The sequence below is a fragment of the Actinomadura sp. J1-007 genome (assembly GCF_009793335.1).
GTDB classification, from domain to species: domain Bacteria; phylum Actinomycetota; class Actinomycetes; order Streptosporangiales; family Streptosporangiaceae; genus Spirillospora; species Spirillospora yumaensis.
Genome location: NZ_WING01000001.1, coordinates 5,555,219 through 5,580,576, shown reverse-complemented (window position 1 = coordinate 5,580,576; position 25,358 = coordinate 5,555,219). Strand labels below are relative to the sequence as shown.

Sequence of the window (25,358 nt, the reverse complement as noted above, 5' to 3'; positions counted from 1 at the left end):
TCCTCTCCTATGTAGGGCGGGTCAGCGAACGGCTTGAGCGCGGTCCGGGGTTTCGGGACGGGGGTCGCCTACGGGGGTCGGGGTTCGCCGCCGCAGCGCCGTCAGGGCGACGACGATGACGACCACCGCCAGCGCGGCGGCGACCGTCGCGGCGACGTGGAAGCCGGTGACGAACGCGTCCTGGGCCGCGTCGGTCAGCCGGCGGGCGAGTGGGGCGGGAAGGTTCTCGGCCGCCGAGATCGCGCCGCCGAGGGTGTCGTGGGCGGCCTTCCCGGCCCCGGCGGGTGTTCCGGACGGGGTGTGGGCGGCGACCTGGTCCCGGTAGACGGCCGTGGCGACGCTGCCGGTGATCGCGATGCCCATGGCCAGGCCCAGGTCGTACGCCGTCTGCCCCGCCGCCGCGGCCGAACCCGCCTTCTCGGCGGGCGCGGCGGTGACCGCCAGGTCCGTGCCGAGCACGCTGATCGGGCCGACGCCGAACATGATGACCGTGATCGCCGCGGCGGCGGCGACCGGGCCCGCCGCCTGCGCCGCGAGAACGTAGCCCACCAGGGAGACCAGCGTTCCGGCCACCAGGACGCGGGCGGGTCCGGCGCGCCGGACCAGCGGCGGGGTGAGCTGGGAGCCGAGGAGGAACGCGGCGGCCGAGGGCAGCAGCCATAGTCCGCCCTCCATCGGCGACAGCCCGCCGACCATTTGCAGGAAGGGCGGGACGAGGTATTCGACGCTGTTGAGCGCCATCATGCCCAGGAACAGGATCGCCAGCGCGGCGGAGAACGTGCGGTCGGCGAACAGCCGCAGGTCCAGCAGCGGGGCCGCGAGCCGCCGCTGCCGCCGGACGAACAGCCATCCGAACACGACTCCGGCGGCGCCGGCGGCGATGACGGGCGCGTGCCAGCCGTGTTCGGCGGTCCGCTTGATGGCGTAGACGACCGGCAGGACGGCCAGCAGGAACAGCGGCACGCTCGGCACGTCCAGCCGTCCGGCCGAGACGTCCCGGAACTCGGGCAGCACCGACCGTCCCGCGGCGAGCACCACGACCATGACCGGCGCGCCCAGTAGGAACACCCACCCCCACCACAGCTCCGACAACAGAAGCCCGCCAAGGACCGGCCCCAGCCCGACGCCGAGCGCCAGCGCGGTGGACCACAGCGAGATCGCCCGGGTCCGCTGCCCCGGGTCGGTGAACATGGCGCTGATCAACGACAGCGTGGAGGGCAGGATCGCCGCTCCGGCGACGCCGAGCAGGGCGCGGGAACCGATGAGCAGGGCCGGGCTGCTCACCGCCGCGGCCGTCAGCATCAGGAACTCCACCAGCAGGTAGAGCGCGGCTCCCGCCAGCAGCATCCGGCGGCGTCCGACCCGGTCTCCGAGGGTGCCCATGACCACCAGGAACCCGGCGGTCATGAACCCGTACACGTCGGTGATCCAGAGGAGTTCGGTCCCGCTCGGCCTCAGGTCGGCGGTGAGGTCGGGAGTCGCCAGCCACAGCACCCCGAGGTCGGCGGTGAGCAGCGTGGTCGGCAGCAGCAGCACCGCGAGCCCCAGCCACTGCCGCGCACCCGCCCTGGCCGGAGGCTTGTCATGTCGTTCGTCCATGCCTCGGACGGTACGAGCGCGGTACGGGCCGCCGGGAGGACCGCGGACGTCACCGAGGGGACCGAACGCGTCAGGCTCGGCCGAACGCGTCGGGGTTCGAACGAACGCGTCAGGCCCAGCCCCACGCGTCGGGATCGACCGAACGCGTCGGGTTCAGGCCCAGGCGTCGGGTTCGACCGAACGCGGCGGGTTCGACCGAACGCGGCGGGTTCGACCGAACGCGGCGGGTTCAGACGGCCCGGTCGGGCCGCGGCGGCGTCCGGAGCGCGGCCGGGCCGCAGCCGTACCATCGGTGGACGGCCCGGCGCAGCGCGCGCGGATCGGAGTACCCCGAGCGCGCGGAGATCGCCTCCAGGGTCATCGACGTCTCCCGCAACAGGTGCTCCACCCGCTGCCGCCGGAACCGTTCCAGCTCGTCCCGCCAGCTCGTGCCCTCGTCGTTCAGGCGGCGTTGCAGCGTGCGCGGCCCCATCGCCAGCCGCCGCGCCACGTCGGCCAGCTCGGGCGGTCCCGCCGCGACCGCGGCCTCCAGCGCGAGGTGGAACCGGCCGAGCCAGTCCAGGACCGGACGGGCGGTGGCGACCGTGATCCGCGCGTGCTCGTCCAGGATCGCCGCCAGGGCCGGGTCCGCCCTCGGGAACGGCGCGTCGGCGTCGGCCTCCGAGAACGTCACCGCCGGCGGGCCCGCCTCGAACTCGATCCGCCGGGTGCCGTACACCTCGGCCAGCAGGTCGTACCGGGGCGGCGCGCGGTGGGGCAGCCGTACCCGCACGGGCGCCAGCCGGCGTCCGGCGCCCGAGCCCGCCACACCGAGCAGCATCGCCGGCACGAACTCCGCGATCAGCGGGAACGACGGATGCTCCTGGTACGGCCCGTGCCAGGTGACCGTGACGCCCTCGCCGTCGCGGACGACGCCGAGGGTGTCGGCGGGATCGGCGATCGTCGCGAAGTGGCGGCCGCAGGCGTGCAGCGCGTCCTGGAGCGTGTCGGCGGCGGTGAACAGGTAGTCCCACACGCCGAGCCGTCCGGGCCGCCACAGCTCCATCGCCCGCGCCCCGCCGCCCACCTCCGCCATCGCCCCGGAGATCGCCTCCCACACCCGCAGTAGGGTCGCCGTGGGAATCCGTACGTGATCCTCGCCCACCACGGCCAGGCCGGGAACGCCGCTGAGCTGTGACCGGTGCACGCCCGACCGCTGCCCCGCCTCCAGCAGCATCCGCGTGAGATGCGGCGAGACGCTGTGCAACATCCGGTCCATCCCTGTCCGCGGCTTTCCGAACGCCCAGTCTCCCATAGCAGAATCAACAACCCCCTGGTGAGACCCCCATCCGCCCCGCCCCCCGGTTGGTCGGCCGTGGTCAACGTTTTGAGGGGTGTCGCCCGATGTGCGTCCGCCAGGGGCACAGCGATCACTCAACGTGATGGGACCTCCCGACAGTCTGTGGATTCTGCTGCCGACGCTTCTGGTGGGAGGGGTGTCGGTAGCGAAGCTGTCATGAGCGCATGCCGCGAGGAGTGGGCCTTTCGGGTGCGGCTCCTCGCGGCGGCGTTGGAGCGACGCGGCTGTTCGTGTTACCGGCCGAGGTCTTGTTCGTCGAAAAGGAATTGGGGGTTGAGGGCGGCCAGTGCGGTGGGGGTGAGTCCGAACATGCCGCGGAAGGTGTCGGTGAAATGCGACGGCGAGGCGAAGCCCGCGTCGGCGGCGGCGCGGGTGAAGTCGTGGCCGTCGGCGAAGGCCGCGGCGACGTGCAGGATCCGCGCCCACTGCACGTAGCGGCGGAAGCTGGTGCCGGTCTGGTCGGAGAACTTCCGCAGGAAGTGCGACCTGGACAGGCCCGCCTTGCGCGCGGCGGTCTCGGCGCGCTGCGCGCGTGCCGGGTCGGTGCGGATGCGCGCCGCCGCGTCGGCGATCCGGGGGTCGACGGCGCTCAGCGCGGGGATGCTGGCCGCTGCCAGGAGCCGCTCGTAGTCCACCTCGTCCCGGGTGGCCAGGTCGATCAGGTCCGCCTCGTGGCGGTGGTCGCTGGAGAGTCCGCCGGTGACGCGGCGCATACCGCCCAGGCACCGCGCCATCCGGGCCGAGGTCGGGTCGAAGTAGCAGTACAGCATCCGTCCTGCGCCGTCGCGGATCTCGTACCGGGCCCTGGCGCGGAACAGGAAGCTGCGGACGGTCAGGTCCGGGGCTCCGTCGGCGCGGACGGTGAAGGGCGCGTCAAGGCCGACGCCCAGGCAGGCGACCGCCGACGCGTGGGGGCCCAGGCGCAGCGAGGGGCCGAGGTAGACAACGTGCCCGAGTCGCAGCCACAACCGTACGGGAGCGCACGTTCGTGGAAGTGCCGGCGCGGTCATGCGCCCAAGAATAGGCGTCCCGCAGCAGTTCACCCGAGGGGAGACGGTCACGTGCAGGACGCCGAGCAGTTCGTCGCTGACTTCATCGACTTCTGGAACGATCCGTCACCGCAGCGGATCCCGGAGATCCTGCACCCGGACGTCGTGTTGACCCAACCATTGGCCGCGCCGATGCGCGGAATCGCGGCCGTACAAGAAGAGTTCCGGCGGATCTGGCGTTTTCTGCCCGACCTGCATGTCCAGGTCGACCGGTGGCGCGGCGACGGCGATGTGCTGTTCATCGAGCTCCGGCTGCGCGCTCACGCGGGAGGTGAGCTGGTCGAATGGCCGGGCATCGATCGGTTCGTGTTGCGCGACGGCAAGGCCGTCCAGCGGATGACCTATTTCGATCCGCTCCCGGTGCTGGCGAAGGTCGTCAAACACCCTTCGCTGTGGTGGCGCTGGTGGGTCTCGGGTGCCGCGCGTCCCTGGCGTACCGGACACCTCGTCACCGACTACACAGCCCTCACCCAGGGAGTCGATTGACGCCCTCACAGCGTCAACGTCTGCCTTTCATGACGGGTTCCTTATCGACGTTCCTGTGAAGGAGAGGACGCCGGTGACTGGCCCGCCGTCCGGAACGTTGTGCGGCAGGGCACGCAGGGATATTCACTCGCTGGGTGATGGGTTCTCTTGATGGGGAGGTGGGCTGGGCAGGAGGGGGTCGTTGCCGCCTGTGGCGAGTTGTTGCTCGTACAGGGCCACCTTGCGGGAGATCAGCGCGGAGCAGGAGGACAGTTCCTCGATCTGGGCGGCTATCCGCTGTTGGTGGGTCTTGAGGAGGGCGAGTCGCGCGTGGAGGGTCGTTGGCCCCTCCCTTACGAGTGCCGCGTATTCGCGGATTGCGGGTAGTGGCATGCCGGACGCGCGGAGCCTGGTGCACAGGTGGAGCCACGCAAGGTCTCCCTCTCCGTAGACGCGGTTCCCGCGGACGCGGCGAACCGGCGTGGCGAAGAGCCCTTCCTTCTCGTAGAAGCGGAGGGTGTGGACGCTGAGGCCGGTGCGCTCGGCCACCTGGCCGATCGTGAGGAGCGTTCGAGCCATGTCCGGAGCGTACGGCTTGCCCTAGAGCCGACTCTAGGACCTAGCGTCCGGGCCATGACCGATTCTCCTGTCGCATTGATCACCGGCGGTTCCGGGGGCCTCGGGGCGGCGACGGCGCGCCTGCTGCTCGGACGCGGCCACCGGGTCGCCGTCACCGGACGCGATCGCGCCCGGCTGGACCGGTTCGCCGAAGACCGCGGAAGTCCCGATGGGCTGCTGTGCCTGGTCGCGGACGCCTCCGATCCCGAGGCGGCACAGTCCGCGGTGGACGCCGCCCTCCAGAGGTACGGGCGGCTGGACGCGGTCGTTGCCAACGCGGGGTTCGCCATCTCGGACAGCGTCGTCGACGGCGATCCGTCGCTCTGGCGGGAGATGGTGCTGACCAACGTTCTGGGACCGGCCGTCGTCGCCAGGGCCTCGATGCAGGCGCTGAAGGAGAGCCGCGGCCGGGTGGTCCTGGTGGGCAGCGTGGCAGGCTTCGTCCACGCACCCGGCAGCCTTTATGGCGCGACCAAGTGGGCTCTGACCGGCCTGGCGGAGAACATCCGCCGTGCGGTGACGGGCCACGGCGTGGGGGTGACACTGGTCGCGCCCGGACGCATGGAGACCGGCTTCTGGGACGGTTTGGGCGGACCGCCCGAGGCGTCGATGCTGACGGCCGGGCAGGTCGCCGAGTCGATCGTCTGGGCGCTTTCCCAGCCGCCCGGAGTAGATGTGAACACGCTCGTGGTCCGTCCGATCGGCCAGCCGGTCTGACGCAGGCGTTGGTGCGCGTGCTGGGCATCGCGTCGGCGGCGGGCTGAAGAGGGGACGGAACGTGTCCGTTCCATCTCGGATAATGATGGCCGTTCGAAGACCCGATGACAGGGAGTTGCATGAGCGCGGACACGCGGCCTGAGCCTGGGCTCTCGCCCGAGAGACTGGCCTTCTTCACCGACGCGGTCTTCGCGATCGCGATGACGCTGCTGGCCGTGGAGCTGGAACGTCCGGACGAGAGGCAGCGGGAGTCCGGGCACGCGCTGTGGGACTTCCTGGTCGACCAGCGGGGCTCCTATCTGGCGTTCGCGCTGGCGTTCGTCCTGCTGTGGTCGGTGTGGCGCCGCCACCACCAGCTGATGGACCGCGTCCACCGGCTGTCGAGGGCGTTCGCGTTCTGGCACGCGCCGTTCCTGATGCTGGCGGCCTTCCTGCCGTTCCCGACCGCGGTCATCGGCGCCTCGATCACCAATCCGATGGCGCAGACCCTGTTCGCCGGGACGATGGCGGCCATGGTCTTCTGCGAGGCGGTCATCAAGGAGATCGCCGTCGCCGCCGACCTGAGCACCGACGACCCCGCCGCCACCCGCGACCACGCCGACGCCTCCTGGGCGGTCGGCGTCTGGTTCGCTCTCAGCGCCGCCCTCGCCTGGCTGCTCCACTACGCCTACATCATGTGGTTCATCGCCCCCCTCGCCGCCGCCTACGGCGCGGCCCTCGTCTTCCGCGTCCGCTCCCGCGTGCGAGGCCGGTCCAAGTCACAGGACCTGGACTCCTAGGCCGTCTCGGGTGGCCGGTCGGGACGCCGGGGCGAACGCGGTGATCGCGGCGGCGAGGTCGGCCGGGGCCTCCAGCGGGATCAGGTGCCCGGTCTTCGGGATGACCACGAGTTCGGCTCCCGGGAGGTAGGGCACCAGGTTGTCGCGGAGCACGCCGACGGGTTCGACCCGGTCGTTCTCTCCGGCGACGACGAGGGCGGGGACGCCGACCATGCGGGTGTGCCCGGTGACGTCCTCGGCGATGCCGCGCAGCGGCCACTCCGCGCGGGCGGCGTCGGCGGCGGCGCGCGAGTCGTCCGCGATCTGAGACTTGATCGCCTCGGGCAGCGCGGTCGCGGTGAGGACGTTGTCCCGCGCGTCGGCGACGGACTCGTCGGAGTCGTAGGCGTGGGAGAGCCCTTCCCGGTAGCCGGGAGTGACGTGCGCCGGAGGCTTCGCCGGGGCGGGGCCGACGAGGACGATCCCGCGGAGGCCGGCGGGCCGGGTGGCCGCGACCAACTGCGCGACCTTGCCTCCCATGGAGTGCCCGACGAGGACGTGGTCGGTGACGCCCGCGTCGGCGATCACGGCGAGCGTGTCGTCGGCGAACCGGCGGAGCGTGTAGGGCCCGGGCAGGTCGCGCGAGCGGCCCCATCCGCGGAAGTCGACGGTGAGCGTGTCGCGGCCGGTGAGGCGATCGAGGACGAGGTCCCAGGTACGGGCCGACCCGCCCCAGTAATGCAGGAAGACCAGGGTCGGTCCGGCCCCCGGCCGGTGGTCGTGAACGGGCAGGGGCGGGTGTGCGGTGGTCATGGTCACCTTCTCCTTCAGCGTCGCGGAGCGTTCGTTCCGTGGAGTCATTCAAGCTCTTCAGAGACACAGGGGCATCGGAGGAATCGGTCGTCCGATGGTGAAAAATGGACACGTGAGCGTGATCCGGCAGATGACCTACCAGCCCGCCGGGCGCCGTGCCGCCGCCGTCGAGACGATGACGTTCGAGCGCCTTCGTGAGCTGAACGACGGCGGGACGCAGCGCGCCGACTTCAACGTCCTCGCCCTCGTCGACGCCGGACGGGGAGCCGTCACGGTGGACTTCCTCCGGCACCCGCTCCGGGAACGGTCCGCGGTGTGGATAGGTCCGGGCGCGGTGCATCGATGGGACGACATCGCGGGGGTGGCGGGGCACGTCGTACTGTTCGTGCCGACCGCACCGGTCACCCACGCCACCAGGGAACTCGTCGCGTCACCGGATCTGGTCGCGCAATGGACGATTCCCGACGCCGACTGGCCGTTCGTCGACAGCGCGCGCGACCATCTCGTCCTCGAAGCGACCGCCCCGCCCGGGGACGCGTCGGCGGAGCTGCCCGAGATCCTGCTCTCCGCGCTCATCGCCCGGCTGCGGCCACCGCACGCCGAGGCGCGGGCGGCGAACGCGGCGTTCCGGCTGTTCCGGTCGAGCGTCGAAGCGCACTTCCGCGACCACCACGACGTCGGCCACTACGCCCGGTCCCTCGGCTACGCGCCCCGCACTCTGTCCAGGGCGGTACAGCAGGTCACCGGCCGCACCGCCAAGGCGTACATCGTCGATCGGATCGTGCTGGAGGCCAAACGGCTCCTCGCGCACGACCGCCTCACCGCGGCCGCCTGCGCCAGGGCGCTCGGCTTCCCCGACGCGTCCAACTTCTCGGTGTTCTTCCGGAAGGCGACAGGCATGCGCCCGGGAGCCTGGCAGGCGACGATGACCGCCGAGTGAACGGCTGTCCGCGGTGGCCGCGCCGCCGGTGAGAAAGGCCGATGCCTTGGTGGCCGTTACCCGCGGGTGGTGGCCGACGGGAGTTCGCCGAAGCGGGACCGGTAGTCGGCTGCGAACCGGCCGAGGTGGGTGACGCCCCAGCGGTACGCTATCTCGCCGATCTGGTCGTCGGTCGACAGCAGGTCGTGGCGTATCCGGTCCAGCCGGAGGTCGCGGACGTAGGCCATCGGAGATGTCCCGAGATTGTCCCGGAAGGCGCCGCTGACCGTCCGGGCGCTGCATCCGGCGGCCTCCGCGATCCGGCTGAGGGAGAGCGGTTCCGGCAGGTTGGCTTCGATGAAGGCGACGGCCGCGCGCAGCGCTTTCGGATGCGGGGTTCCGGGGACGTCGCGCAGCGCGGCGGTGTGGGTGTGCGACTGGGCCAGCAGCAGCGCGGTCACGATGCAGCGCAACTGGCTCCGCCGCAGTTCCTCCCGCTGGAACAGCGGATCGCCGGAGTCGAGTTGCTCGATCAACGACTCGATCAGCAGCTTCACCGCTCTCCCCTGCGGTTCGGAAAGGTCGAGCGGGAGGTCGAAGCGCACGGCGGAACGGGTCGGGCGCCCGGTGAGCGCCGCGAGTTCCCGCCGGACGAGTCCGGCGTCGATCCGCAGGCCCAGGAATCTCGTCCCCGGCCGGTTCGGGCGCAGTTCCTGGGCGTCGCCCGGATTGAACACCCCGGCCCTTTCCCGGCTGAGGACGACCTGGTCGCCGCCGCGGCTCGCGGAGATCTCACCGTCCAGGCCGAGGTTGACGAAGTAGGAGTCCCTGCCGGGCGTCGTGCCGACCCGTACCGCCAGCGGGGAGGCGAAATAGCCGACGGCGAAGTCCGCGGCCGCGATGCCGCGCACCTCGTGCTCGCCGTCGGCGAAGGGGCCGAGGGGGCTGGTGGTGACCGCCCCGCCGAACAGCCGGGTCGCCGAGTGGAGCAGGTTCACCGGATTGCCGGACTTCGTGATGACGAAACTGCGGAGGGGACTCGACAACACTGCTCACCTCTTCGGTACGCGGTTCGATGATGCCACCGGTCGAGGGGGCGGAGCATGGGCCGTTGAGGCGGAGAGCCGGTCGGCGAACCAATCCGCGACGAGCACGTGCTTCTCGTACGAATGGTTGTAGACGCAGTGGTCGCCGTCGGGCCACTCGGCCCAGCGCTTGTCGGACGATCCCGCGGCGTCGTACAGCGCGCGGGCGTTCTCGATCAGGAACACCCGGTCGGGCCTGCCGTGCAGGACCAGCAACGGGGCCCGCAGGCGGGCCAGGCGCTCCGGGGTGAGCCGGTAGCGCCGCATCGCCGCCCGAGCCCGCTCGGGATCGTCGATCCCGAGCAGCGGCCGCACCTTCTCGACGAACCTCGGGTAGCGGTCCAGGACCTCGGCGGGACGGACGGTGCCGCCGTTGACGCAGCAGGCGGCGAACGCCTCGTCCGCGCTCGCGGCCAGCGCGGCGAGGAACCCGCCCATGCTGTTCCCCCAGATCCCGACCCGGTCGCCGAGCCTGCCGTCCGCGCGCAGGCTCTCCGCGACGGTCCCGAACGCCCCGGCCACGTCCGGGGTCATCCGGCTGCCGTGGAACAGCCTGCTCTCCCCTTGGCCGGGACCGTCGGCGAGGAACGCGGCGATCCCGCGGTCGAGCAGGTACGTGGCGCCGAGGTGGTACTCCTCCCGCCACCCGTCGAACCCGCCGACGATCACCACCGCGGGCGGGTTCCGTACCCCGGCGGGGCGCAGCAGCCAGCCCGACACGACCCCGGCCGGGGTGTCCACGTCCAGGTGCTCGGCGACCGGCACGGCCAGCGCGCCCGCCGCGCCGAAGGCCGCGATCAGCTTGCGGTACAGCTCCCGCTTGCGCGGCTCGGTGTCGGCGAGCGGGACCTGCCCGACCCGGAAGCACGCCGACGCGAACAGGTACCAGCCGCGCGCGGTCGCGGTGTGCCCCTCGGCGAGGGCGGCGTCCGCGCGGGCCAGGTCGCGCTCGCCCAGCTCCTCGGCGACCGCGTCCCACGGCCGTCCGAGGTCCACGAGCCGGTAGAGCTCGCCGGCGTCGGCGAGGTCCATGCCGTTGCCGACGAGGCGCTGCACCGGCATCGCCCGCTTGTGCGCCTCCGCGGCGGCCTTCCAGTCCGGGGCCGCGCTCACGGAACGGCCGGGATCTGCGAGGGCCCGCCGATCGAACGGCCGAGCGCGTCCACGACCCGGCCGGCCGCGGCGCCGTCCTCGGCGGCGCCGAAGACGTAGAAGTCCGGGCGGTAGAGGATCATCGAGAGGCCCGTCCGGGCGAAGTAGCCAGCGTAGTAGCCGTCGATGTCGGCGGGGTCCTCGCCGAGGGCGACGATCCGGGCGCCGAGCCGGTCGAGGACGGCGGCCTGGCCGGGGGTGAGATCGCAGTCCGCGCCGGGGGCGAGCAGCAGCGTCCATCCGTGGCCGACCACGTCGTCGAACCGCCCGGTCCGACCGCCGCTCCGCACCCGGCCCTGCGGGGCGAGCCGGCCCACGACCTCGGCCGCCCTTCCTCCGGCCCCGGTGTCGAGCAGCCCGTCGAGCAGGTGCGGGAACGGCGGCGGGGGCGCGACCTCGCCGCGCCGGAACGCCTCGTCCCTGGCCGCGGCGATCTCCGGGTCGAACGTGCAGGACACCCGGCCCGCCTCGACGGACATCCGGATCAGCGTCTCGACGTGCGGCGCCCGTTCGGCCTGGTAGCCGTCGAGAACGGCGTCGGCGGCGAGGCCGCGCAGCACCAGGTCGAGCCGCCAGGCCAGCGCCTTGGCGTCGCGGATCCCCGAGCACATCCCCTGCCCCATGAACGGCGGCATGACGTGCGCGGCGTCGCCGGCCAGCAGGATCCGGCCGCGGCGCCACCGGTCGGCGAGCTTGGCCTCGAAGGTGTAGACCGCGTGCCGGACGAGATCGGCCTTGCCCGGTGTGACGCCGTACGGAGCGAGCAGCTCCCAGGCCGCCCGCGGGTCGCGGAACCGTCCGGGGTCCTCGCCGGGCAGCAGCGCGAACTCGAACCGGCGGTGCCGGGCGCCGAGCTGGAACAGGCAGTGCGGCCGGGCCGGGTCGCACACCTGCCCGTTGTCGAATCCGAGGTCCAGCGGGACGTTCGGCTCCAGGTCGCAGACGAACCAGGTCTCCCGGAACCCGAAGTCGGTCTGGGAGGCGCCGAGCCGCGTACGGACGAAGCTGTTCGCGCCGTCGGCGCCCACCAGGTACCGGGCCCGGACCGTCCGGGTCCGCGCGCCGGAAGCGCTCTCGCCGGAACGGGACTCGGTGCTCTCGCGCAGGGTGATTTCGACGTGGTCCTCGTGCGGGGCGATCGCGGTGGCCTCCCAGCCCTGGTGCACCGAGACGGTCGGCTGGGCGCGCACCGCCGCGTCGAGCGCGTCCTCGATCGACGGCTGGTACATGATGTAGTCCGAGGGCCACCCGGAGATGCCGTCGGCGTCCCAGTCGAAGGTCAGCAGGGTCTCGCCGTCCGCGTTGCGGAACACGTACTTGGTGGCGCGGAACATGTCCCGCTCGACCCGTTCGGCGATGCCGAGGGACTGGAAGATCCGCATGATCTCGTGGTCGACGTGCCCGGCGCGCGCCCGGCCGTACAGCCGGGGCCAGCGCTCGAACACCGCGACCTCGCGGCCGGCCTGCCCGAGCAGCGCCGCCAGGGTCTGGCCGACCGGGCCGTACCCGATCAGAACGACGTCGTAGAGGACGTCGTCGCCCGGCCGTCCGGCCGGATCGGTGGTCTCGGACATCGTTGCCTCCGGTGAGGGGTCGGGCGCAAGGCCGTCGCGGCACGTGCGCGCGCGGGACCGGACACGCTAAGCGGGCGGTCGCGGGGCCGCTGTCCGGTTCCAGACGTTCGTTATCCCCTTCCGGAACCGTTGCCGGAACCGGACGACCTCCTCCCGAACCGGACAGAAAGCCCGAGGCCGCCGCCCTACCTTGGCCGAGCGCAACGGCTTGGAGGGCCTATGGACAACAGTGGCGGCGCGCGTTCAGCGCTGATCGTCGGCGCCGGCATCGCGGGACTGACGGCGGCGAGCGCCCTGGCCCGGCGGGGATGGCTCGTCGAGGTCATCGAAGCGGGCGCCGAGGGCGCCACCGCCGGATGGGGGCTGAGCCTGACCGGCCCTTCGCTTCGCGCGCTCGACGGCCTGGGGCTCGCGGACCAGTGCCTTGCCGCCGGATACGGCATGAGCGTGATCACCAACGTCGACGCGGACGGGGCGGCGACCCCGATCGGGCTCCCGCGCCTGATCGGCCGGGACCGCCCGGCCATGGCGGGGATCGCGCGCCCGGAGCTGCACCGGATCCTGCGCGCCGAGGCGCTGCGGCTCGGCGCGCGGACCCGCCACGGACTCAGCGTCTCCCGCCTGGACCAGGGGGACGGCCGGGTACGCGCCGAACTGACCGACGGAACGACGCGAGACGTCGAACTGCTCGTGGGCGCCGACGGGATCCGTTCCGTCGTCCGTGACCTCATCGGCCGTTCCGCCCCGATCCGCTACCACGGCCAGATGGTGTGGCGGGCCCTCGTGCCGCGCCCTGCCTGGGCCACCGGCATCCACACCTTCGCGGGTGTCGGCCACCAGACGGGCGTCGTGCCGATCTCCCCGAGCCAGGCATACGTGTTCCTCACCGAGAACGGGGTCCGGCCGGACGTGCTTCCGGACGCCGACCTCGCCGCGCGGATGGGAGAGCTGCTGGCCCCGTTCACCGGCCGTGCCGCCGAGGTGCGGCCCGAGGTCGCGCGGTCCGGCTCGGTGATCCGACGGCCCGTGCAGACCGCGTTCGTGGACGCGCCGTGGTCCGCCGGGACGAGTGTCGTCATCGGCGACGCCGCGCACGCGCCCTCGCCGCAGATGGCCAGCGGGGCCGCGCTCGCGATCGAGGACGGCCTGGTCCTGGCGCAGGAACTGGACCGGTGCGAGGACGTCCGCGAGGCCCTCGAAACGTTCACCGAACGCCGCAGGGAACGGTGCTCGGTCCTGGTGAGGACCTCGGTCGCGATCGCCCGTCTCGAACAGGAGCAACGGCACCGCGACGCGTACCCGCTCATCGAAACGTGCCATCGGCGGATGGCTCAGCCGGCGTGACACAGGAGGTTCGGTTGTCCGACAACGCCACCCCGTCCCTGCCCGAGGCGAAGTCGTGGCTGCGCGCGCATCTCGCTCAGCGGCGCAACCCGTTCAACGCCATCGGCGAGGCCGCGGCCTCCCGATACATCGAGACGCTTCCCGGCGTCGACCCGGTCCGTTGGGCGGAGCACTGGCTCGGCGGCGCGGCGGAGTTCGCGTCCGCGGCCGAACGGGCCGATATCGACGGCGACCGCGACACCGCCCTGGAGAACTGGTGGCAGGCGTATCAGTTCGCGTTCCTCGGGCGGTATCCATCCCCCACCCATCCCGCCAAGCTGGCCGCGTACGAGCTGGCCCGCACCTATTTCGCCCGGGTCTGCGAACGGGAGAAGACGCCCGTCGAGCAGGTCAGCGTCCCGTTCGACGGCCGCGCGGGCGAAGGCCGCTCCGTCTCGTTCCTGGTGGCCCGGCCGCCCGGACCCGACGCGGCCAGGCCACCGGTCGTGCTGATGTGGGGCGGAATCGACGTGTGGAAAGAGGAGAGTTACGCCCGCGGCCGGCTCCTGCGCGAACGCGGTTTCGCCACGGTGCACATCGACAAGCCGGGCGTCGGGCAGTCTCCGGTGCTCGCCGGTCCCGACGCGGAACGCCAGTGGAATCCGGTGTTCGAATGGCTGCGGAACAGGGACGACCTCGACTCGGAACGGGTCGCGGCCCTCGGCCTGTCCTTCGGCGGGTACTGGGCGATGAAACTGGCGCACACGCACCGCGAACACCTCACCGCCGCGGTCAATTGGGGCGGCGGGGTGCACTTGACGTTCCAGCCCGAATGGCAGGAGAAGTCCCGGAACGCCTCGTCCTACCTGATGGACCTCATGCCCGCCCGCGCGCGCATCTTCGGCGGCACCACCTTCGCGGACTACGTCGCGCGCTGCCCCGAACTCTCCCTGCTGGACCAGGGAATTCTGGACCAGGAGTCGTGCCCGCTGCTGCTGGTCAACGGAAAGGACGACCAGCAGAACGCCTCCGCCGACATCCACCTCGCCCTCGAACACGGCGCGCCGAAGTCCGCGCGGCTCTTTCCCGGCGGGCACATGGGATCGGGCCCCGTCCTGCCCACCATCGTCGACTGGCTGACCGACCGGCTCGCCCCACCGGCTCGTCCGACCGGCAGCAGAAGGGAACTGACATGAACGCCACCGGCCTGATCACACATCTGCGGCACGTCGACATCGCGATGCCGAACTTCTCCGAACAGCGCACGTTCTACCTGGAGACGTGGGGACTGACGGAGACCGCCAACGACTCGGACGTGTCCTTTCTCGCCGCCGAAGGCTCACCGGAACTGTACGTCGTCCGGCTGCGCAAGGACGTCCGGAAGCGCACGGACCTCATCGCTTTCGGCGCCGCCCGTCCCGCCGACGTGGACGCCCTGACCGAGCGACTCATCGCCCAAGGGGTGACGCTCGTCCACGAGCCCCGCGCGCTCGACACCCCGGGCGGCGGCTACGGCGTCCGGTTCTTCGACAACGAGGGACGGGTCGTCGAGGTCTCCGCGGACGTGACGGTCCGCGCGCACCGGAGGATCGAAGAGCGCGAATCCGTGCCGGTACGGCTTTCGCACGTGCTGATGAACACGCCCACTCCGGAAGTGACCGTCCGCTGGTATATCGAGAAACTCGGATTCCGGCTGTCCGACACGATGCGCATCGGCGACCGCGAGATCATGTGGTTCCTGCGGTGCAACACGTTCCACCACAGCTTCGGCTTCGTACGCGGCCCGCACGCCGCCTTCCACCACGCCTCGTTCGAGATGCGCGGCGTCGACGAGTTCATGCGCGGCACCGGCCGCCTGCGCCGCCTCGGCTTCGAGCGGCTCTGGGGGCCCGGACGGCACCGCGCCGGGGACAACTCGTTCAGCTACTTCCTCGACCGGGCCGGGAACACCGTCGAGTACACCACCGAACTGGAGATCATCGACGAGGACACCTGGCACCCGCACATCTACGACCTCACCGATCCCGCCAACGCCGACCAGTGGGGCACCGCGAACGAGATGAACGAGTCCATCGCGGCCCGCTCGCACAACGACGTCGACCGCGGCCTGTTCATCGCGCCACCGGTGTGAACCGATGAGACAACCATCGGCAACGCCCTCCGTCCGCGCCCGCCTTCTCGGCAGTTGGCGAATGATCGACTGGAAGGTCTTCCGCGGCGGGGAAACGATCGATCCGCCCCTCGGCCCCGCCACAGCCTGCACCGGACTGCTCATTTACACCGGAGAAGGAACGATGAGCGCCAACCTCACGCTCGCCGAACGAGCGCCCTTCGCCGACGGGTCGCTCGACGGCGGCACGCAGCAGGAACGGGCCGAGGCGTACCGCTCGATCATCTCGTACGCCGGAACCTACGAGGTCGACGAGCCGACCGCGACGGTCGTCCACCACGTGAAGATCGCGACGTTCCCGAACTTCGTCGGCGCCGACCTCACCAGAACATGCGTCTTCGAGGACGAGAACACTCTGAAACTCGACACTCCGCCGATGAAGATGGGCGGCGAACCACTCGGAAGCCACATCCTCTGGCAGCGAAAAGGGGCCCGGTAATGCGAACGTTCCGCAGAATCGTCACCGGCCACGACCCCGACGGACGCTCCACCGTCGTCGAAGACCGCGAATGCCCGCACGTCGAGACCACCGCCAACGCCACCGTGACCAACCTCTGGCTGCACGAGGGAAGCCCCAGCAACGCGACCCCCTACCGCGACCCGATCGGCCCCGGAGTGCCGCTGGCGCCCCCATCCCGAGGCAGCGTGCTACGCGTGGTCGAGTTCCCCCACACGAACCAGGCGCGACCGCGTACGTCCATCGCACCGATTCACTCGACTACGCCTACGTCATCGACGGCGCGATCTACAGCGTCCTGGACAGCGGCGAAACCCTCATGCGCCCCGGCGACGTCCTGATCCAGCGAGGCACCAACCACGCCTGGGACAACCGCTCCGACAAACCCTGCACAATCCTCTTCGCCCTACTATCCGCCACCCCCCTCCACCCCCGAGCCCAGCCCGCGCCTCAACCAACCAGCCAAATACCCCAACGCCATAAACCCTCTGGCCCCCTTGGACGTGGTCCGGTGCCACGCCGCGAACCGCGTCCCGCCTCCACCGGATTCGTTCGCAGCAGCCTTCCGTGCCGACGTGGACAACGGAGCGGACGAGTCACCGACGAAATCACGATTCCCCCGGCGCCCCTGTAGCCGGGGAATCGCGGGAATACGCGGAAAGGGCCTCGCCCCATCCCTGGCAGGCGATTCGCTGCCGTGTGGCCAGTGTCCGCACCCCGAGGCGTTGACCGCGACATGATTCGGCCAGGGCCGAACAAGGCCGTCAGCGGACGTCTCCACGCACCGGGAGTTAGGCTCGGACGAGCCAGACGCAGGCACCGGCGCCCAGGCCCCTGAGCTGCGGACAGAAAGAAATTCAGGGCATGTCGTACCGCATTCACTTCACCGACCAGGACCTCGCCCGCACACGTCTGGCCCACGCGCCCGTTCCGCTGACCGAACTCGACCGCGCGGCCCGCACCCTCAAAGACGGCGTGAACCCCGCCCGCCTGGACGCATGGAGGCGACGCACCCGCGCACGCTTATCCGTCTCGGCGCGGATGGCGCTCTCGCTCATCCCGCGGACCGGCTGGTCCCCCGCCCTGCTCACGCCCGTCGGAAACGGAACGTTCGAGGAGCAGCTCGACCGGATACGCAGCATCCCGCCCGAACACCTACACGATGACCTGGCGCGGCTGGCCCACCACCGGCCCATGGCGGACTGGGCCCGCCGGCTATCGGACGACGCGGAATTACGAGAACGCCTTTACCGAGGATTCGCCGATCTGCACCACGCCCTGCTCGAGCCCGTCTGGCCGCGACTCACCCAGCACTTCATCGCCGACCGCACCATGCGCACGCGCCATTTCCTGAACGGAGGCGTAGAAGCCATGCTCGCCCAGGTGAGCCCACGGTCGGTCAGTTGGAATCCGCCCGTCCTGGAAGTGCGGATGCCGCCCCACATCGACCACGACCTGCACCTGGAAGGCCAGGGACTCCTGCTGGCCCCGTCGCTGTTCGGCTCCGGGACCAGCGTCGACGACGACGCCCGGCCCCAACCCGTCCTCAGCTATCCCGCCTTCCAGGACCAGCCCCTGCTGCACCTGACCGCCCTCGCCCCCCGCGACACCCGGCCCGGCCATGCAGCCCTGGCCGCACTACTCGGCCGTACCCGCGCGAACGTCCTGGCCGCCATCGCCGACCACCCCGGCTGCACCACCACCGAACTCGCCGCGCTCATCGGCATCGCCCCGCCCAGCGCCAGCGAACACGCCACCGTCCTACGCCGAGCCGGCCTGATCCACACACTCCGATACCGCAACACCGCCCTCCACGAGCCCACCGACCTGGGCACCGCGCTGCTCGACAACCCCCAACCCCCTAGCTCCACGCGCAACCGCTCTCTCCCCCCGTCCGCGTCGACCGCCGGGCCGCTCCCAACGCGCGATCGGTACGACGCGGTGCAACGAATCGAACCCCGGAATCGCGGAGCCGCACCCGGGGAACTTCGTCCGGCCCCTTTAGCGCCCGAACGGTCCGCCGCGCCAGGCTGCCTGGACGACGGCCCGCACGCCATTCTTGAGAACAACCGGTTTGAAGCGCACGACCGATACCAGCCGGGCCTGTGCGCGCCGCCAGTACCAGGTCGTGTCCGGCCCTCCCCTCCAGGGCCTGTCGTGATCAGAGCCATTGCTGTCGTGGGGCGGGGCGGGCGGCGGAGAAGTGCCGCTGTCCGGCTTCGGGGTGGTCTAGCGTGGCGTGGGCCTGGATCGTTCGAGGGAGATGCTCGTGTCATTCACCGAGGAAGAGGTCGCTTTTCTACGGTCGCAGCCGCTTGCCCGGCTCGCGAGTCTCTGCGCGGAAGAACAGCCGGATGTGGTTCCGGTCGCCTTCGAGTTCGATGGGAGCTGCTTCTGGGTGGGGGGCTCGGGCGATTCGGTCCTGCATACCCGCAAGTTCCGCAACGTCGGCCAGGGCCGTTCGAAGGTCGCTTTCGTGGTGGACGACATGGTCTCGTTCGATCCGTTCATCGTGCGCGGCGTTCGGGTGTACGGGGAAGCGGACGGGCCTGTGGAGAGGGTGGGCATGGTGGGGCCCGGCCACTACCTGCGCATCACCCCGACGATCTCCTGGAGCTGGAACATGGCGGGCGAGCCCGTCGGCGAGACCTGGTACGAGTCCCGGCGGGCGGTTCACCTCCGGCCCGGGCCGGACGCCGGCTGACCGGGCAGTCCTGACGGGTGAACGCCGCGACCGCGGGGATACGAGCCCATGCGGCCGGTAGGTCCATCGAGGGGCCGGGGGTTCATCGATGGCGACGGTGAACGGCCCGGTGCCGTTCGACAGGGCCACGCCGTGATGGCGTCCGTGGGGCTCGGTGGCCACCGGGGCGAAGGGGTGGTCGCGGTGTCAATGCCGGTTGAATGGGGACGGCCCCAGCCGGTGTGGTGATTCCGGGCTGGGGCCGTGCGACCGCGGCGATCAGGTGGCCTTGCCTCGGGCGATGTAGGCGTTCATGGTGGTGAAATCGAGTGTGATGTTGGTGGGTTTGTGGAAGGCGTGGTCGAAGCCGGCCAGCTTGTAGAACCCTTCGCCGCCGAGCGTGTTCTTTCCACCCGCGTAGCAATAGACGCCCTTGGCGGTGATGTCACCGAGCCGGACCTCCTTGGGGTAGCAGGGGTAGGCGACGACGGGCTGGCCTCCGGCAAAGGACGCGAACGGGCGGTCGTAGTCGATGCGGACCCCCAACCGCTTGGCCGTTTCCTCGGAGATTCCCGCGACCTGTTCGCCGGTCCCGCCGATGTTCAGGGACACCACCCCTGTGTCGGAGGCGGCGGCGTCGGCGACGCTGCCCTCGGTGTACAGCAGGTGGTCATCGGCCAGCCACAACGGCAGCGGCCTGGCACCCGCGCGTGCGGCGTCAGCGCGTGCCCTTCGAGCCGTCTCGGGGGTGCGGCGGCGCAGGATCAGCGACCTGCCCGCGTAGTCGAAGGTGGGCAGCAAGTGGTAGAAGACCCACGTGCCGATCATGCCGTCGTGGGCCTCGGGGGCGACCTCTCCCCCGACTCCCGCTCCGACCACCCCACCGGGAGGTTGCGCAGTTCGATGCCGCCCATCTTGAAGGATTCCAGCACTCCGTAGTACAGCCAGATGATGTCGCCGAACGCCTCGATCTTCTGCTTGGCCACGACGCTCAGCCCGGTCTCCTTGGCGAGTTTCGCGGACACGCCCAACGAGTCGATGTGGGTGTAGAACGTGAAGCTCTTCGGCGGGCCGCCATTGATCGAGGCTTCCACCAGCGGGAACGGGTCCGTCTGCTGCCATGGCAGCCGCGCGACGTCGCCGTGGACCTGATACGGCGTGCCGTGGATCGCCTGGAACTGTTCGGCGTAGGCTTCCTCACCGGCCGCCCGCCAGCGGGGTGCGGCCAGGGAGAGTTTGTCCTGCCGGGTGTAGCAATCGGCCAGCAACCGGTTGGTCTGCTTGTCGTCGGGTGCCAGGTTCAGGGCCATCGTGAGGTATTTCTCGGCCTCGGGGAACTTGTTGCCCAGGAGCCCCACATAGCCGCGCTGACGTGCGGCGTGCGCGTTCTCAGGGTCCTTTTTGATGATCTCCTCGTACATGCGGCCGGCTCGTTCGAACTTCCCGGCCTGGAACAACGTGTCCGCGTCCTCGCTGCCGGCGTGAGCCGTGGCCGTCTTACCCAGCAGCGGTGCGGCCGCGGCGACACCGGCCACCACGGCGGCACGCCGCAGCAGCGAACGCCGACCCCATTCTCCGTCCTCGGCCATGGCCTTCCCCTTTTCGCGGTCGCCTTCGAAGCCGGGGCCCCTATGCCACGGCACGGCCCGCTGTGGGCCCATGCCTTCACACCCAAGCCGGAGGATGGTTGCGGTGGCATATGTGTTCTTCGATACGCCCGCGATACACGCCGCCCTTAGGGCCTGTCCGGCGAATGATGTGTTGATCCAGAGGAGAGCAGGGCGCTGATCAGGGTGAGCCGCTTGGTAGTGGCGGGCGAGTTCGTCGTAGCGGGGGGCGATAGCGCGCCATTGCTTGAGCCGGTTGAAGCAGCGTTCTGCGACGTTGCGGCGCCGGTGCCGGGCGGGTCTGCGCGGGTAGCCGGTACCAGGCTGGCTTGTGCGGGGTGCCGGTGGCAGCCGGGCCCTCAGAGGTTGATGACGATCTTTCCGTGGACGTGGCGACCGGCCTGGAGTCGTACGGCTTCCTGGATCTGTTCGAGGGGGAAGGCGGCCGCGATCGGGACGGTGATCTCGCCGACGGCGATGGCGTCGGCGATCCGGTTCAGGTCCTCGGGGCGCGCGTCGAAGCCGCTGGTCGCGCGCACGCCTCCGGGCGGGTTGGGGCCGGCGGCGATCGTGGAGATCCGTTCCGCGGGGACACCCAGCGCGAGCGCCGCCTCGGCCGTCTGCGTGCCGAACAGGTCGGTCGCGGCGCTCACCCCGTCGGGAACGATCTCGCGCACCCGTTCCTCCAGGCCGGGGCCGTAGGTGACGGGTTCGGCGCCGAGCCCCCGGAGGAAGTCGCGGGTGCCTTCGGACGCGGTTCCGATCACCCGGGCGCCGGCGAGCCTGGCGAGCTGGACGGCGAAGACGCCGACACCGCCGGCGGCGCCTCCGATCAGGACGGTGTCACCGGCCTTGACGCCGATCACCGCGAGCGCCGCCGAGGCGGTCAGCCCGGCCACCGGGAGCGTGCCGGCGACCTCGTCGCTGATCGCCGCCGGAGTGCGGAGGAGGGTGCCGGCCCCGGAGGGGGCGACCACCACGAAGTCGGCGGCGGCCCGGCCGGCCGCGCCTCCGTAGACGCGGTCGCCCACGGTGAAGCCGGAGACTCCTTCGCCGACCTCGTCCACGGTGCCCGCGAAGTCGGTGGCGAAGCCCGACGGCAGCGTGATGCCGAACCGCTGCGCCGTCTCCGGTGACGAGGACAGCGCCCAGTCCATGGGGTTGAGGCCGACGGCGGCCACCCGTACGCGCACCTCGCCCGTTCCCGCGTGCGGCTCCGGGACCTCGCGCAGCTCCAGGACCTCGGGCCCTCCGAACGTCTCGTACATGACGGCTCGGCTCATGGCGTTCCTCCACGCTCAGTGATGGGACTTGGTCCTGTCACTGTACCCGGTGACGGGACCGAGTCCCGTAGGCTGGGCCCGTGGCTCGCTGGGAACCCAACGCATCGCAACGGCTCGCCGACGCCGCGCTCGAACTGTTCGCGGAACGCGGTTACGAGAACACGACCGTGCTCGACATCGCGCGACGCGCGGGACTCGCCAAGAGCACCTTCTTCCGGCACTTCCGCGACAAGCGCGAGGTGCTCTTCGGCGAGGACGCGCTGACCGAGCGGCTCACCACGGCGATCGCGGCCGCCCCCGCGGAAGCCGCCCCGCTCGAAGCTGTGGCGTGCGCTCTGGACGCACTCGGACGGGACGTCTTCACACCCGCCCGGCGCGCGTTCACCGTCCGCAGGCGAGCGGTGATCGAGGCCAATCCCGATCTCCAAGAACGCGAAGCGCTGAAGGGAGTAAGGCTCACCGCTTCGGTAGCCCGGGCCCTAGCGGACCGCGGTGTACCCGGCCTCGTCGCCCGAGTGGCGGCGGAACTCGGGGCACTCGCCTTGGAAATCGCTTACGGGCGATGGAACGACCAGGACTGCACCGAGGAGTTCGGTGTCATCGCCCGGCGGGCCCTCGGCGACGTGCAAAAGGCCGCTTCGGCCACCCGAGGGCATCCCGGCCGTTCAAGATGACGCAACGTTTCGCACGTTTGAGCTACTGCCGCACCGCCCCTTCCTGACGCCATCCGCCGGGCTCCGCCGGACGCCTTTCTGCCACCACTGCGGCCAGTGTGTTCACGCCCGGCCCGCGCTGCTGCCGCGCGCCCTGTTACGCGACCGGGCCCCCTCGCGGAAGCCCATACGTGATCATCCCCGTGTTGCGGCGTCCCGGGAGCGTCCCTGCGGTGACCGCGCGTGCATTCAACGAGTTCAGCCGGAGAACACCGGAAACGCGCCGCACCGGACGTCGAGCAGGCGGAGTCAAGCGATCTGTACGGTCAGGCCCCGGCGACATGCACGCGGCTCGGCTCGTTGCTCAGCGCACGCGGTCAGGTCAGCCGACATACGGTCGGCCAACACGCGGACGGCCGAGGTGCGGTCGGCCGAGGCGCGGACGGCCGACGTGCGGACGCCCGAGGCGCGGACGGCCAACACGCGGTCGCCCGACGTGCGGACGCCCGACGTGCGGACGGCCGAGGCGCGGACGGCCGACGTGCGGTCGCCCGACGTGCGGACGGCCGACATACGGTCAGCCGAGGTGGGGTCGGCTGTGTGAGGGCTACTTCTGTACTGGGCGGCCGGCGTTGCCGGCGAGTCTGGTGTAGACGTCCGCGTCGGCGGCGACTTCGACGACTGGGCCGAACGGTCCGTTGTCGCTGCGGGAATCCGCGGGCACATGGGTCGTGAACCAGTCCAGCGCCGCCTCGGCCAGGGTCGGGTCGAGATCGTTCAGGCGGCCGGTGGCGCGAGCGAGGTCCCAGGAATGGATGGTGAACTCGTGCGTGTAGGTGTCGAGCACCTCGCGGCCCGGCATGGTGGCCCACGGCAAGGTGCAGTTCATGTCGAGCACGGCGTCGGCCGACCAGACCTGCTCGAAACCCGTCCGGGCCTGGCGGAACTCGTCGCTCCACCCGCCGGTGATGTCGGTGGCGGGGTCGGTCACGGCGCTCGCGTCCTCGCCCCGGCCGGCGGCCGTGAGCTTGCGCAGCACGGCGATGATGTGCGCGAGGAGCGTCCGGACGTCGTAGTCGGCGCACGGTGTCGGACGGCCGAGGTCGTCGGCGTTGAGCGCGTCGACCTGGCGCTGGGTCTGGTCCAGCGCGGAACTCACCTGCGGCCGCGGGTCGGTGCTTCCAGCGGTCTCGGTCATCGGGCGCTGCCCTCCCATGCTCGGCACCAGTCGCGGGCACGATATCCGTCCCGTGTGACAGAACGGATTCCGGTGAGCACAGGGGGCTCGTTCGGCGCCGGGTGACGCGCTTCAGTCGCGTGTGGCTTCCGCGTTCTCGATCAGGGCGCGGAAGCCGGTCAGCAACGCGTTGAGGCCGACTTCGAACTCGTCGTCGCTGGTGACGTCCGCGAGGGTTTCGGCGTGCTGGACGAGCAGCGGGAAGGCGGCGGCGTCTCGCGAGCGGTACAGCCGTCGCCGGTGGTGGCGCTCTTCGGGGTCCCGGCTGTCGAGGCCGAGGTTGAAGTTCACCGAGCCGATGACGAAGGTGGCCAGCGACGACGCGGCGGCGGAGGCGAGCCGGGGGCTGAGGCCCGCGCCGATGAACAGTCCGAGGGCGTACTCCACCCCGGTCAGGGAGTTGGGACCGAGCCGTTCGGTCCCGCGAAGGAGCGAGGCCACGCCGGGATGCCGGCGCAGGTGGTCGCGGAACAGGCGGGCGGACCACGCCGCCTTCCCGGCCCAGTCCGCGCCGTCCGGCGGAGGCGAGCTCGCCACGCTGACCGCCCGGTCGACCAGCAGGGTGACCAGTTCCTCGCGGTTGCGCACGTGGCGGTAGAGCGACGCCTGCGTGCAGCCGAGCGCCTCGGCGACGTTGCGCATGGTCAGCGCGGCGACCCCGCGTGAATCGAGCAGGGCCATGGACGCGTCGAGGATGCCCTCAAGGGTCAGCGACCGGCGGCGCCGCTGCCGCGCCGGTTCCGTCTCGCGGGCGAGCCACCAGGCGGCCGTTCCCGGCCGCGGTTCCCCTTGTTCCGGCGGCGGCTCCCCTGCCCGGCGGTCGTCATCGGTTCGCGCACAGGCCAAGGGTAGACGCTATGCGAACATAAATCACTTAAGCTAAGCTAACGCCGTTCGCATAACAGCAGGTGAAGGGGACCGCCATGCGTGCCGTACGGAACACAGACCAGGGCATCCGCGTGACCGAGGCCGACGATCCGGACGGTCCCGGGACCCGCCTCGCCATCGCCTCGATCGGCATCTGCGGGACCGACGTCGGCTTCGCGGCGAACGGCGTCCAGGGCTACATCTACGGCCACGAGTTCGCCGGCACCGCAGCCGACGGACGCTCCTACGCCGTCGAACCCACGGTCTACTGCGGGGAGTGCGACCAATGCCGCGTCGGCCACGTCCAGAGGTGCGGCGCCCCGGAGCATGGAACGCTCGGCATCTTCCGGGACGGCGGCATGTGCGAGGCCGTAACGGTCGCCGAGGACATGCTCGTTCAGCTCCCACCCGGTCTGGACGTGCGCGACGCCTGCCTCGTTGAGCCCGCCGCGGTGGCCGGGCACGGCGTCCGCAGCGCGGCGCTGGAGCCGGGGGAACGGGTCGCGGTCGTCGGCGGCGGCAGCATCGGGCTGCTGGCCGCCGCGACGGCCCGGCGGCGCGGCTTCGAGGTCGATGCCGAGGTGCGCCACAAGCACCAGAGGGTGGCAGCGGAACGCCTGGGCGTCGGCTCGGCGGCAGGCGTCTACGACGTCGTGATCGACGCCGCGGGCAGCGAGGCCGGCCTCGCCCGGTGCGCCGAGCTCGCGCGCCCCGGCGGCCGCGTCGTGCTGCTGGGCGTGTACCAGCACACCGCTCCCATCCCGGGCATCGCCAGCCTGGTCAAGGAGCTCACCTACGTCCACTCCATCGCGTACGGCAGGCACGGCGGCGTCCGCGACACCGAGCAGGCCGCGGCGCTGCTCGCCGGCGACCCCGAGATCGCGCGGACGGTGATCACCCACCGCTTCCCCCTCGACGACGCCGCGGAGGCGTTCCGCGTGGCGGGCGACCGGGCCTCCGGAGGCATCAAGGTCGTCCTGCACCCTTGAC

Annotated in this window: 27 protein-coding genes and 2 pseudogenes; 14 read left to right on the top strand and 15 right to left on the bottom strand. The window is 71.1% G+C overall.

The genetic code is table 11. The annotated features are described in order from the left end of the window. Positions 1-21: 21 nt before the first annotated feature. From GEV43_RS25455 to GEV43_RS25445, 3 genes are all read right to left on the bottom strand, one after another. Positions 22-1,599, bottom strand: a complete 1,578-nt coding sequence (locus tag GEV43_RS25455; protein WP_160822862.1) for an MFS transporter — start codon at positions 1,597-1,599, stop codon at positions 22-24. A gap of 229 nt (positions 1,600-1,828) precedes the next feature. Then, positions 1,829-2,848, bottom strand: coding sequence for an AraC family transcriptional regulator (locus tag GEV43_RS25450; protein ID WP_160822861.1), 1,020 nt, complete (start codon positions 2,846-2,848; stop codon positions 1,829-1,831). Positions 2,849-3,171: 323 nt separating this feature from the next. Next, on the bottom strand, positions 3,172-3,948 hold the full coding sequence (locus tag GEV43_RS25445; protein WP_160822860.1) for an AraC family transcriptional regulator: 777 nt from the start codon (positions 3,946-3,948) through the stop codon (positions 3,172-3,174). A gap of 51 nt (positions 3,949-3,999) precedes the next feature. On the opposite strand from GEV43_RS25445, the gene GEV43_RS25440 reads away from it, so the two are divergent. After that, positions 4,000-4,473, top strand: a complete 474-nt coding sequence (locus GEV43_RS25440) for a nuclear transport factor 2 family protein (protein WP_160822859.1) — start codon at positions 4,000-4,002, stop codon at positions 4,471-4,473. A gap of 123 nt (positions 4,474-4,596) precedes the next feature. Here GEV43_RS25440 and GEV43_RS25435 read toward each other — a convergent pair whose 3' ends face one another. After that, positions 4,597-5,031, bottom strand: coding sequence for a MerR family transcriptional regulator (locus tag GEV43_RS25435; RefSeq protein ID WP_160822858.1), 435 nt, complete (start codon positions 5,029-5,031; stop codon positions 4,597-4,599). Between the two features lie 54 nt (positions 5,032-5,085). On the opposite strand from GEV43_RS25435, the gene GEV43_RS25430 reads away from it, so the two are divergent. Further along, the gene (locus GEV43_RS25430; RefSeq protein WP_160822857.1) at positions 5,086-5,787 is read left to right on the top strand and encodes an SDR family oxidoreductase; all 702 of its coding nucleotides are present in this window, start codon (positions 5,086-5,088) and stop codon (positions 5,785-5,787) included. Between the two features lie 119 nt (positions 5,788-5,906). Further along, the gene (locus tag GEV43_RS25425; RefSeq protein ID WP_160822856.1) at positions 5,907-6,566 is read left to right on the top strand and encodes a TMEM175 family protein; all 660 of its coding nucleotides are present in this window, start codon (positions 5,907-5,909) and stop codon (positions 6,564-6,566) included. On the opposite strand, the gene GEV43_RS25420 is transcribed toward GEV43_RS25425, so the two are convergent. Continuing rightward, the gene (locus GEV43_RS25420) at positions 6,546-7,358 is read right to left on the bottom strand and encodes an alpha/beta fold hydrolase (RefSeq protein WP_160822855.1); all 813 of its coding nucleotides are present in this window, start codon (positions 7,356-7,358) and stop codon (positions 6,546-6,548) included. The two genes, GEV43_RS25425 and GEV43_RS25420, sit on opposite strands and share 21 nt — an antisense overlap. Positions 7,359-7,470: 112 nt before the next feature. On the opposite strand from GEV43_RS25420, the gene GEV43_RS25415 reads away from it, so the two are divergent. Beyond that, positions 7,471-8,298 (top strand): AraC family transcriptional regulator, encoded by an 828-nt coding sequence (locus GEV43_RS25415; RefSeq protein ID WP_160822854.1) that lies wholly within the window; start codon positions 7,471-7,473, stop codon positions 8,296-8,298. A gap of 56 nt (positions 8,299-8,354) precedes the next feature. Here GEV43_RS25415 and GEV43_RS25410 read toward each other — a convergent pair whose 3' ends face one another. From GEV43_RS25410 to GEV43_RS25400, 3 genes are read right to left on the bottom strand one after another with little or no spacing between them, the layout of a single operon-like run. Next, positions 8,355-9,323, bottom strand: a complete 969-nt coding sequence (locus GEV43_RS25410; protein WP_160822853.1) for an AraC family transcriptional regulator — start codon at positions 9,321-9,323, stop codon at positions 8,355-8,357. A 6-nt stretch (positions 9,324-9,329) separates the two neighbouring features. Next, entirely contained in the window at positions 9,330-10,475 is a 1,146-nt protein-coding gene (locus tag GEV43_RS25405) for a serine aminopeptidase domain-containing protein (protein ID WP_160822852.1), read from the bottom strand. Beyond that, positions 10,472-12,088, bottom strand: a complete 1,617-nt coding sequence (locus GEV43_RS25400) for a bifunctional 3-(3-hydroxy-phenyl)propionate/3-hydroxycinnamic acid hydroxylase (protein ID WP_160822851.1) — start codon at positions 12,086-12,088, stop codon at positions 10,472-10,474. The genes GEV43_RS25405 and GEV43_RS25400 overlap by 4 nt, the downstream gene beginning before the upstream one ends. Positions 12,089-12,307: 219 nt before the next feature. Here GEV43_RS25400 and GEV43_RS25395 point away from each other — a divergent pair, with 219 nt between their 5' ends. The 5 genes from GEV43_RS25395 to GEV43_RS56270 all read left to right on the top strand — a co-directional run bounded on the left by GEV43_RS25395 (position 12,308) and on the right by GEV43_RS56270 (position 16,672). Further along, positions 12,308-13,432 (top strand): FAD-dependent monooxygenase, encoded by a 1,125-nt coding sequence (locus GEV43_RS25395; RefSeq protein WP_160822850.1) that lies wholly within the window; start codon positions 12,308-12,310, stop codon positions 13,430-13,432. A gap of 14 nt (positions 13,433-13,446) precedes the next feature. Then, positions 13,447-14,607 (top strand): S9 family peptidase, encoded by a 1,161-nt coding sequence (locus GEV43_RS25390; protein WP_160822849.1) that lies wholly within the window; start codon positions 13,447-13,449, stop codon positions 14,605-14,607. Beyond that, the gene (locus GEV43_RS25385) at positions 14,604-15,542 is read left to right on the top strand and encodes a VOC family protein (RefSeq protein ID WP_160822848.1); all 939 of its coding nucleotides are present in this window, start codon (positions 14,604-14,606) and stop codon (positions 15,540-15,542) included. The genes GEV43_RS25390 and GEV43_RS25385 overlap by 4 nt, the downstream gene beginning before the upstream one ends. A 4-nt stretch (positions 15,543-15,546) precedes the next feature. After that, positions 15,547-16,020 (top strand): lipocalin-like domain-containing protein, encoded by a 474-nt coding sequence (locus tag GEV43_RS25380; protein WP_309239833.1) that lies wholly within the window; start codon positions 15,547-15,549, stop codon positions 16,018-16,020. A 70-nt stretch (positions 16,021-16,090) separates the two neighbouring features. Beyond that, positions 16,091-16,672 (top strand): cupin domain-containing protein, encoded by a 582-nt coding sequence (locus GEV43_RS56270; RefSeq protein WP_206681273.1) that lies wholly within the window; start codon positions 16,091-16,093, stop codon positions 16,670-16,672. A 599-nt stretch (positions 16,673-17,271) separates the two neighbouring features. Here the strand turns inward: GEV43_RS56270 and GEV43_RS51010 are convergent. Then, positions 17,272-17,622: a hypothetical protein gene (locus tag GEV43_RS51010; protein ID WP_241683037.1), complete on the bottom strand. Its 351-nt coding sequence runs from the start codon at positions 17,620-17,622 to the stop codon at positions 17,272-17,274. On the opposite strand from GEV43_RS51010, the pseudogene GEV43_RS56265 reads away from it, so the two are divergent. Together GEV43_RS56265 and GEV43_RS25365 are read left to right on the top strand one after the other, a co-directional pair. Then, positions 17,518-17,811: pseudogene (locus tag GEV43_RS56265) on the top strand (winged helix-turn-helix domain-containing protein); the annotation flags it as partial. The gene GEV43_RS51010 and the pseudogene GEV43_RS56265 sit on opposite strands and share 105 nt — an antisense overlap. 496 nt (positions 17,812-18,307) lie before the next feature. Beyond that, complete coding sequence (locus GEV43_RS25365; protein ID WP_160822846.1) at positions 18,308-18,742, top strand: PPOX class F420-dependent oxidoreductase; 435 nt, start codon at positions 18,308-18,310, stop codon at positions 18,740-18,742. Positions 18,743-19,000: 258 nt separating this feature from the next. On the opposite strand, the gene GEV43_RS25360 is transcribed toward GEV43_RS25365, so the two are convergent. The 4 genes and pseudogenes from GEV43_RS25360 to GEV43_RS25350 all read right to left on the bottom strand — a co-directional run bounded on the left by GEV43_RS25360 (position 19,001) and on the right by GEV43_RS25350 (position 21,611). Then, positions 19,001-19,549 carry a hypothetical protein gene (locus GEV43_RS25360; protein WP_160822845.1) on the bottom strand — a complete coding sequence of 183 codons (549 nt, stop codon included), beginning with the start codon at positions 19,547-19,549 and terminating at the stop codon, positions 19,001-19,003. Continuing rightward, entirely contained in the window at positions 19,546-20,310 is a 765-nt protein-coding gene (locus tag GEV43_RS25355) for a M48 family metallopeptidase (RefSeq protein ID WP_160822844.1), read from the bottom strand. The genes GEV43_RS25360 and GEV43_RS25355 overlap by 4 nt, the downstream gene beginning before the upstream one ends. Before the next feature lie 210 nt (positions 20,311-20,520). After that, positions 20,521-20,625, bottom strand: a pseudogene (locus GEV43_RS51005) (IS5/IS1182 family transposase); the annotation flags it as partial. 62 nt (positions 20,626-20,687) lie between these two features. Beyond that, the gene (locus tag GEV43_RS25350; RefSeq protein ID WP_160822843.1) at positions 20,688-21,611 is read right to left on the bottom strand and encodes an NADP-dependent oxidoreductase; all 924 of its coding nucleotides are present in this window, start codon (positions 21,609-21,611) and stop codon (positions 20,688-20,690) included. Between the two features lie 80 nt (positions 21,612-21,691). On the opposite strand from GEV43_RS25350, the gene GEV43_RS25345 reads away from it, so the two are divergent. Together GEV43_RS25345 and GEV43_RS25340 are read left to right on the top strand one after the other, a co-directional pair. Next, positions 21,692-22,285 carry a TetR/AcrR family transcriptional regulator gene (locus GEV43_RS25345; protein ID WP_160822842.1) on the top strand — a complete coding sequence of 198 codons (594 nt, stop codon included), beginning with the start codon at positions 21,692-21,694 and terminating at the stop codon, positions 22,283-22,285. A gap of 400 nt (positions 22,286-22,685) precedes the next feature. Beyond that, a complete protein-coding gene (locus GEV43_RS25340) occupies positions 22,686-22,868 on the top strand; it encodes a hypothetical protein (RefSeq protein WP_160822841.1) in 183 nt (60 codons plus the stop codon). A 3-nt stretch (positions 22,869-22,871) separates the two neighbouring features. On the opposite strand, the gene GEV43_RS25335 is transcribed toward GEV43_RS25340, so the two are convergent. Beyond that, complete coding sequence (locus GEV43_RS25335) at positions 22,872-23,462, bottom strand: TIGR03086 family metal-binding protein (protein ID WP_160822840.1); 591 nt, start codon at positions 23,460-23,462, stop codon at positions 22,872-22,874. A gap of 111 nt (positions 23,463-23,573) precedes the next feature. Further along, positions 23,574-24,347, bottom strand: coding sequence for a TetR/AcrR family transcriptional regulator (locus tag GEV43_RS25330; protein ID WP_206681272.1), 774 nt, complete (start codon positions 24,345-24,347; stop codon positions 23,574-23,576). Positions 24,348-24,424: 77 nt separating this feature from the next. Between GEV43_RS25330 and GEV43_RS25325 the strand changes: the two genes are divergently transcribed. Continuing rightward, positions 24,425-25,357, top strand: coding sequence for a zinc-binding dehydrogenase (locus tag GEV43_RS25325; protein ID WP_160822839.1), 933 nt, complete (start codon positions 24,425-24,427; stop codon positions 25,355-25,357). Position 25,358: the final 1 nt, after the last annotated feature.

What these genes read in the sequence shown, in the direction of transcription:
- GEV43_RS25455 (WP_160822862.1), bottom strand. Translation starts at nt 1,599, where the DNA reads ATGGACGAACGACATGACAAGCCTCCGGCCAGGGCGGGTGCGCGGCAG.
- GEV43_RS25450 (WP_160822861.1), bottom strand. Translation starts at nt 2,848, where the DNA reads ATGTTGCACAGCGTCTCGCCGCATCTCACGCGGATGCTGCTGGAGGCG.
- GEV43_RS25445 (WP_160822860.1), bottom strand. Translation starts at nt 3,948, where the DNA reads ATGACCGCGCCGGCACTTCCACGAACGTGCGCTCCCGTACGGTTGTGG.
- GEV43_RS25435 (WP_160822858.1), bottom strand. Translation starts at nt 5,031, where the DNA reads ATGGCTCGAACGCTCCTCACGATCGGCCAGGTGGCCGAGCGCACCGGC.
- GEV43_RS25430 (WP_160822857.1), top strand. Translation starts at nt 5,086, where the DNA reads ATGACCGATTCTCCTGTCGCATTGATCACCGGCGGTTCCGGGGGCCTC.
- GEV43_RS25425 (WP_160822856.1), top strand. Translation starts at nt 5,907, where the DNA reads ATGAGCGCGGACACGCGGCCTGAGCCTGGGCTCTCGCCCGAGAGACTG.
- GEV43_RS25420 (WP_160822855.1), bottom strand. Translation starts at nt 7,358, where the DNA reads ATGACCACCGCACACCCGCCCCTGCCCGTTCACGACCACCGGCCGGGG.
- GEV43_RS25400 (WP_160822851.1), bottom strand. Translation starts at nt 12,088, where the DNA reads ATGTCCGAGACCACCGATCCGGCCGGACGGCCGGGCGACGACGTCCTC.
- GEV43_RS25395 (WP_160822850.1), top strand. Translation starts at nt 12,308, where the DNA reads ATGGACAACAGTGGCGGCGCGCGTTCAGCGCTGATCGTCGGCGCCGGC.
- GEV43_RS25385 (WP_160822848.1), top strand. Translation starts at nt 14,604, where the DNA reads ATGAACGCCACCGGCCTGATCACACATCTGCGGCACGTCGACATCGCG.
- GEV43_RS25380 (WP_309239833.1), top strand. Translation starts at nt 15,547, where the DNA reads ATGAGACAACCATCGGCAACGCCCTCCGTCCGCGCCCGCCTTCTCGGC.
- GEV43_RS56270 (WP_206681273.1), top strand. Translation starts at nt 16,091, where the DNA reads ATGCCCGCACGTCGAGACCACCGCCAACGCCACCGTGACCAACCTCTG.
- GEV43_RS25360 (WP_160822845.1), bottom strand. Translation starts at nt 19,549, where the DNA reads ATGATCGGCACGTGGGTCTTCTACCACTTGCTGCCCACCTTCGACTAC.
- GEV43_RS25355 (WP_160822844.1), bottom strand. Translation starts at nt 20,310, where the DNA reads ATGGCCGAGGACGGAGAATGGGGTCGGCGTTCGCTGCTGCGGCGTGCC.
- GEV43_RS25350 (WP_160822843.1), bottom strand. Translation starts at nt 21,611, where the DNA reads ATGAGCCGAGCCGTCATGTACGAGACGTTCGGAGGGCCCGAGGTCCTG.
- GEV43_RS25335 (WP_160822840.1), bottom strand. Translation starts at nt 23,462, where the DNA reads ATGACCGAGACCGCTGGAAGCACCGACCCGCGGCCGCAGGTGAGTTCC.
- GEV43_RS25325 (WP_160822839.1), top strand. Translation starts at nt 24,425, where the DNA reads ATGCGTGCCGTACGGAACACAGACCAGGGCATCCGCGTGACCGAGGCC.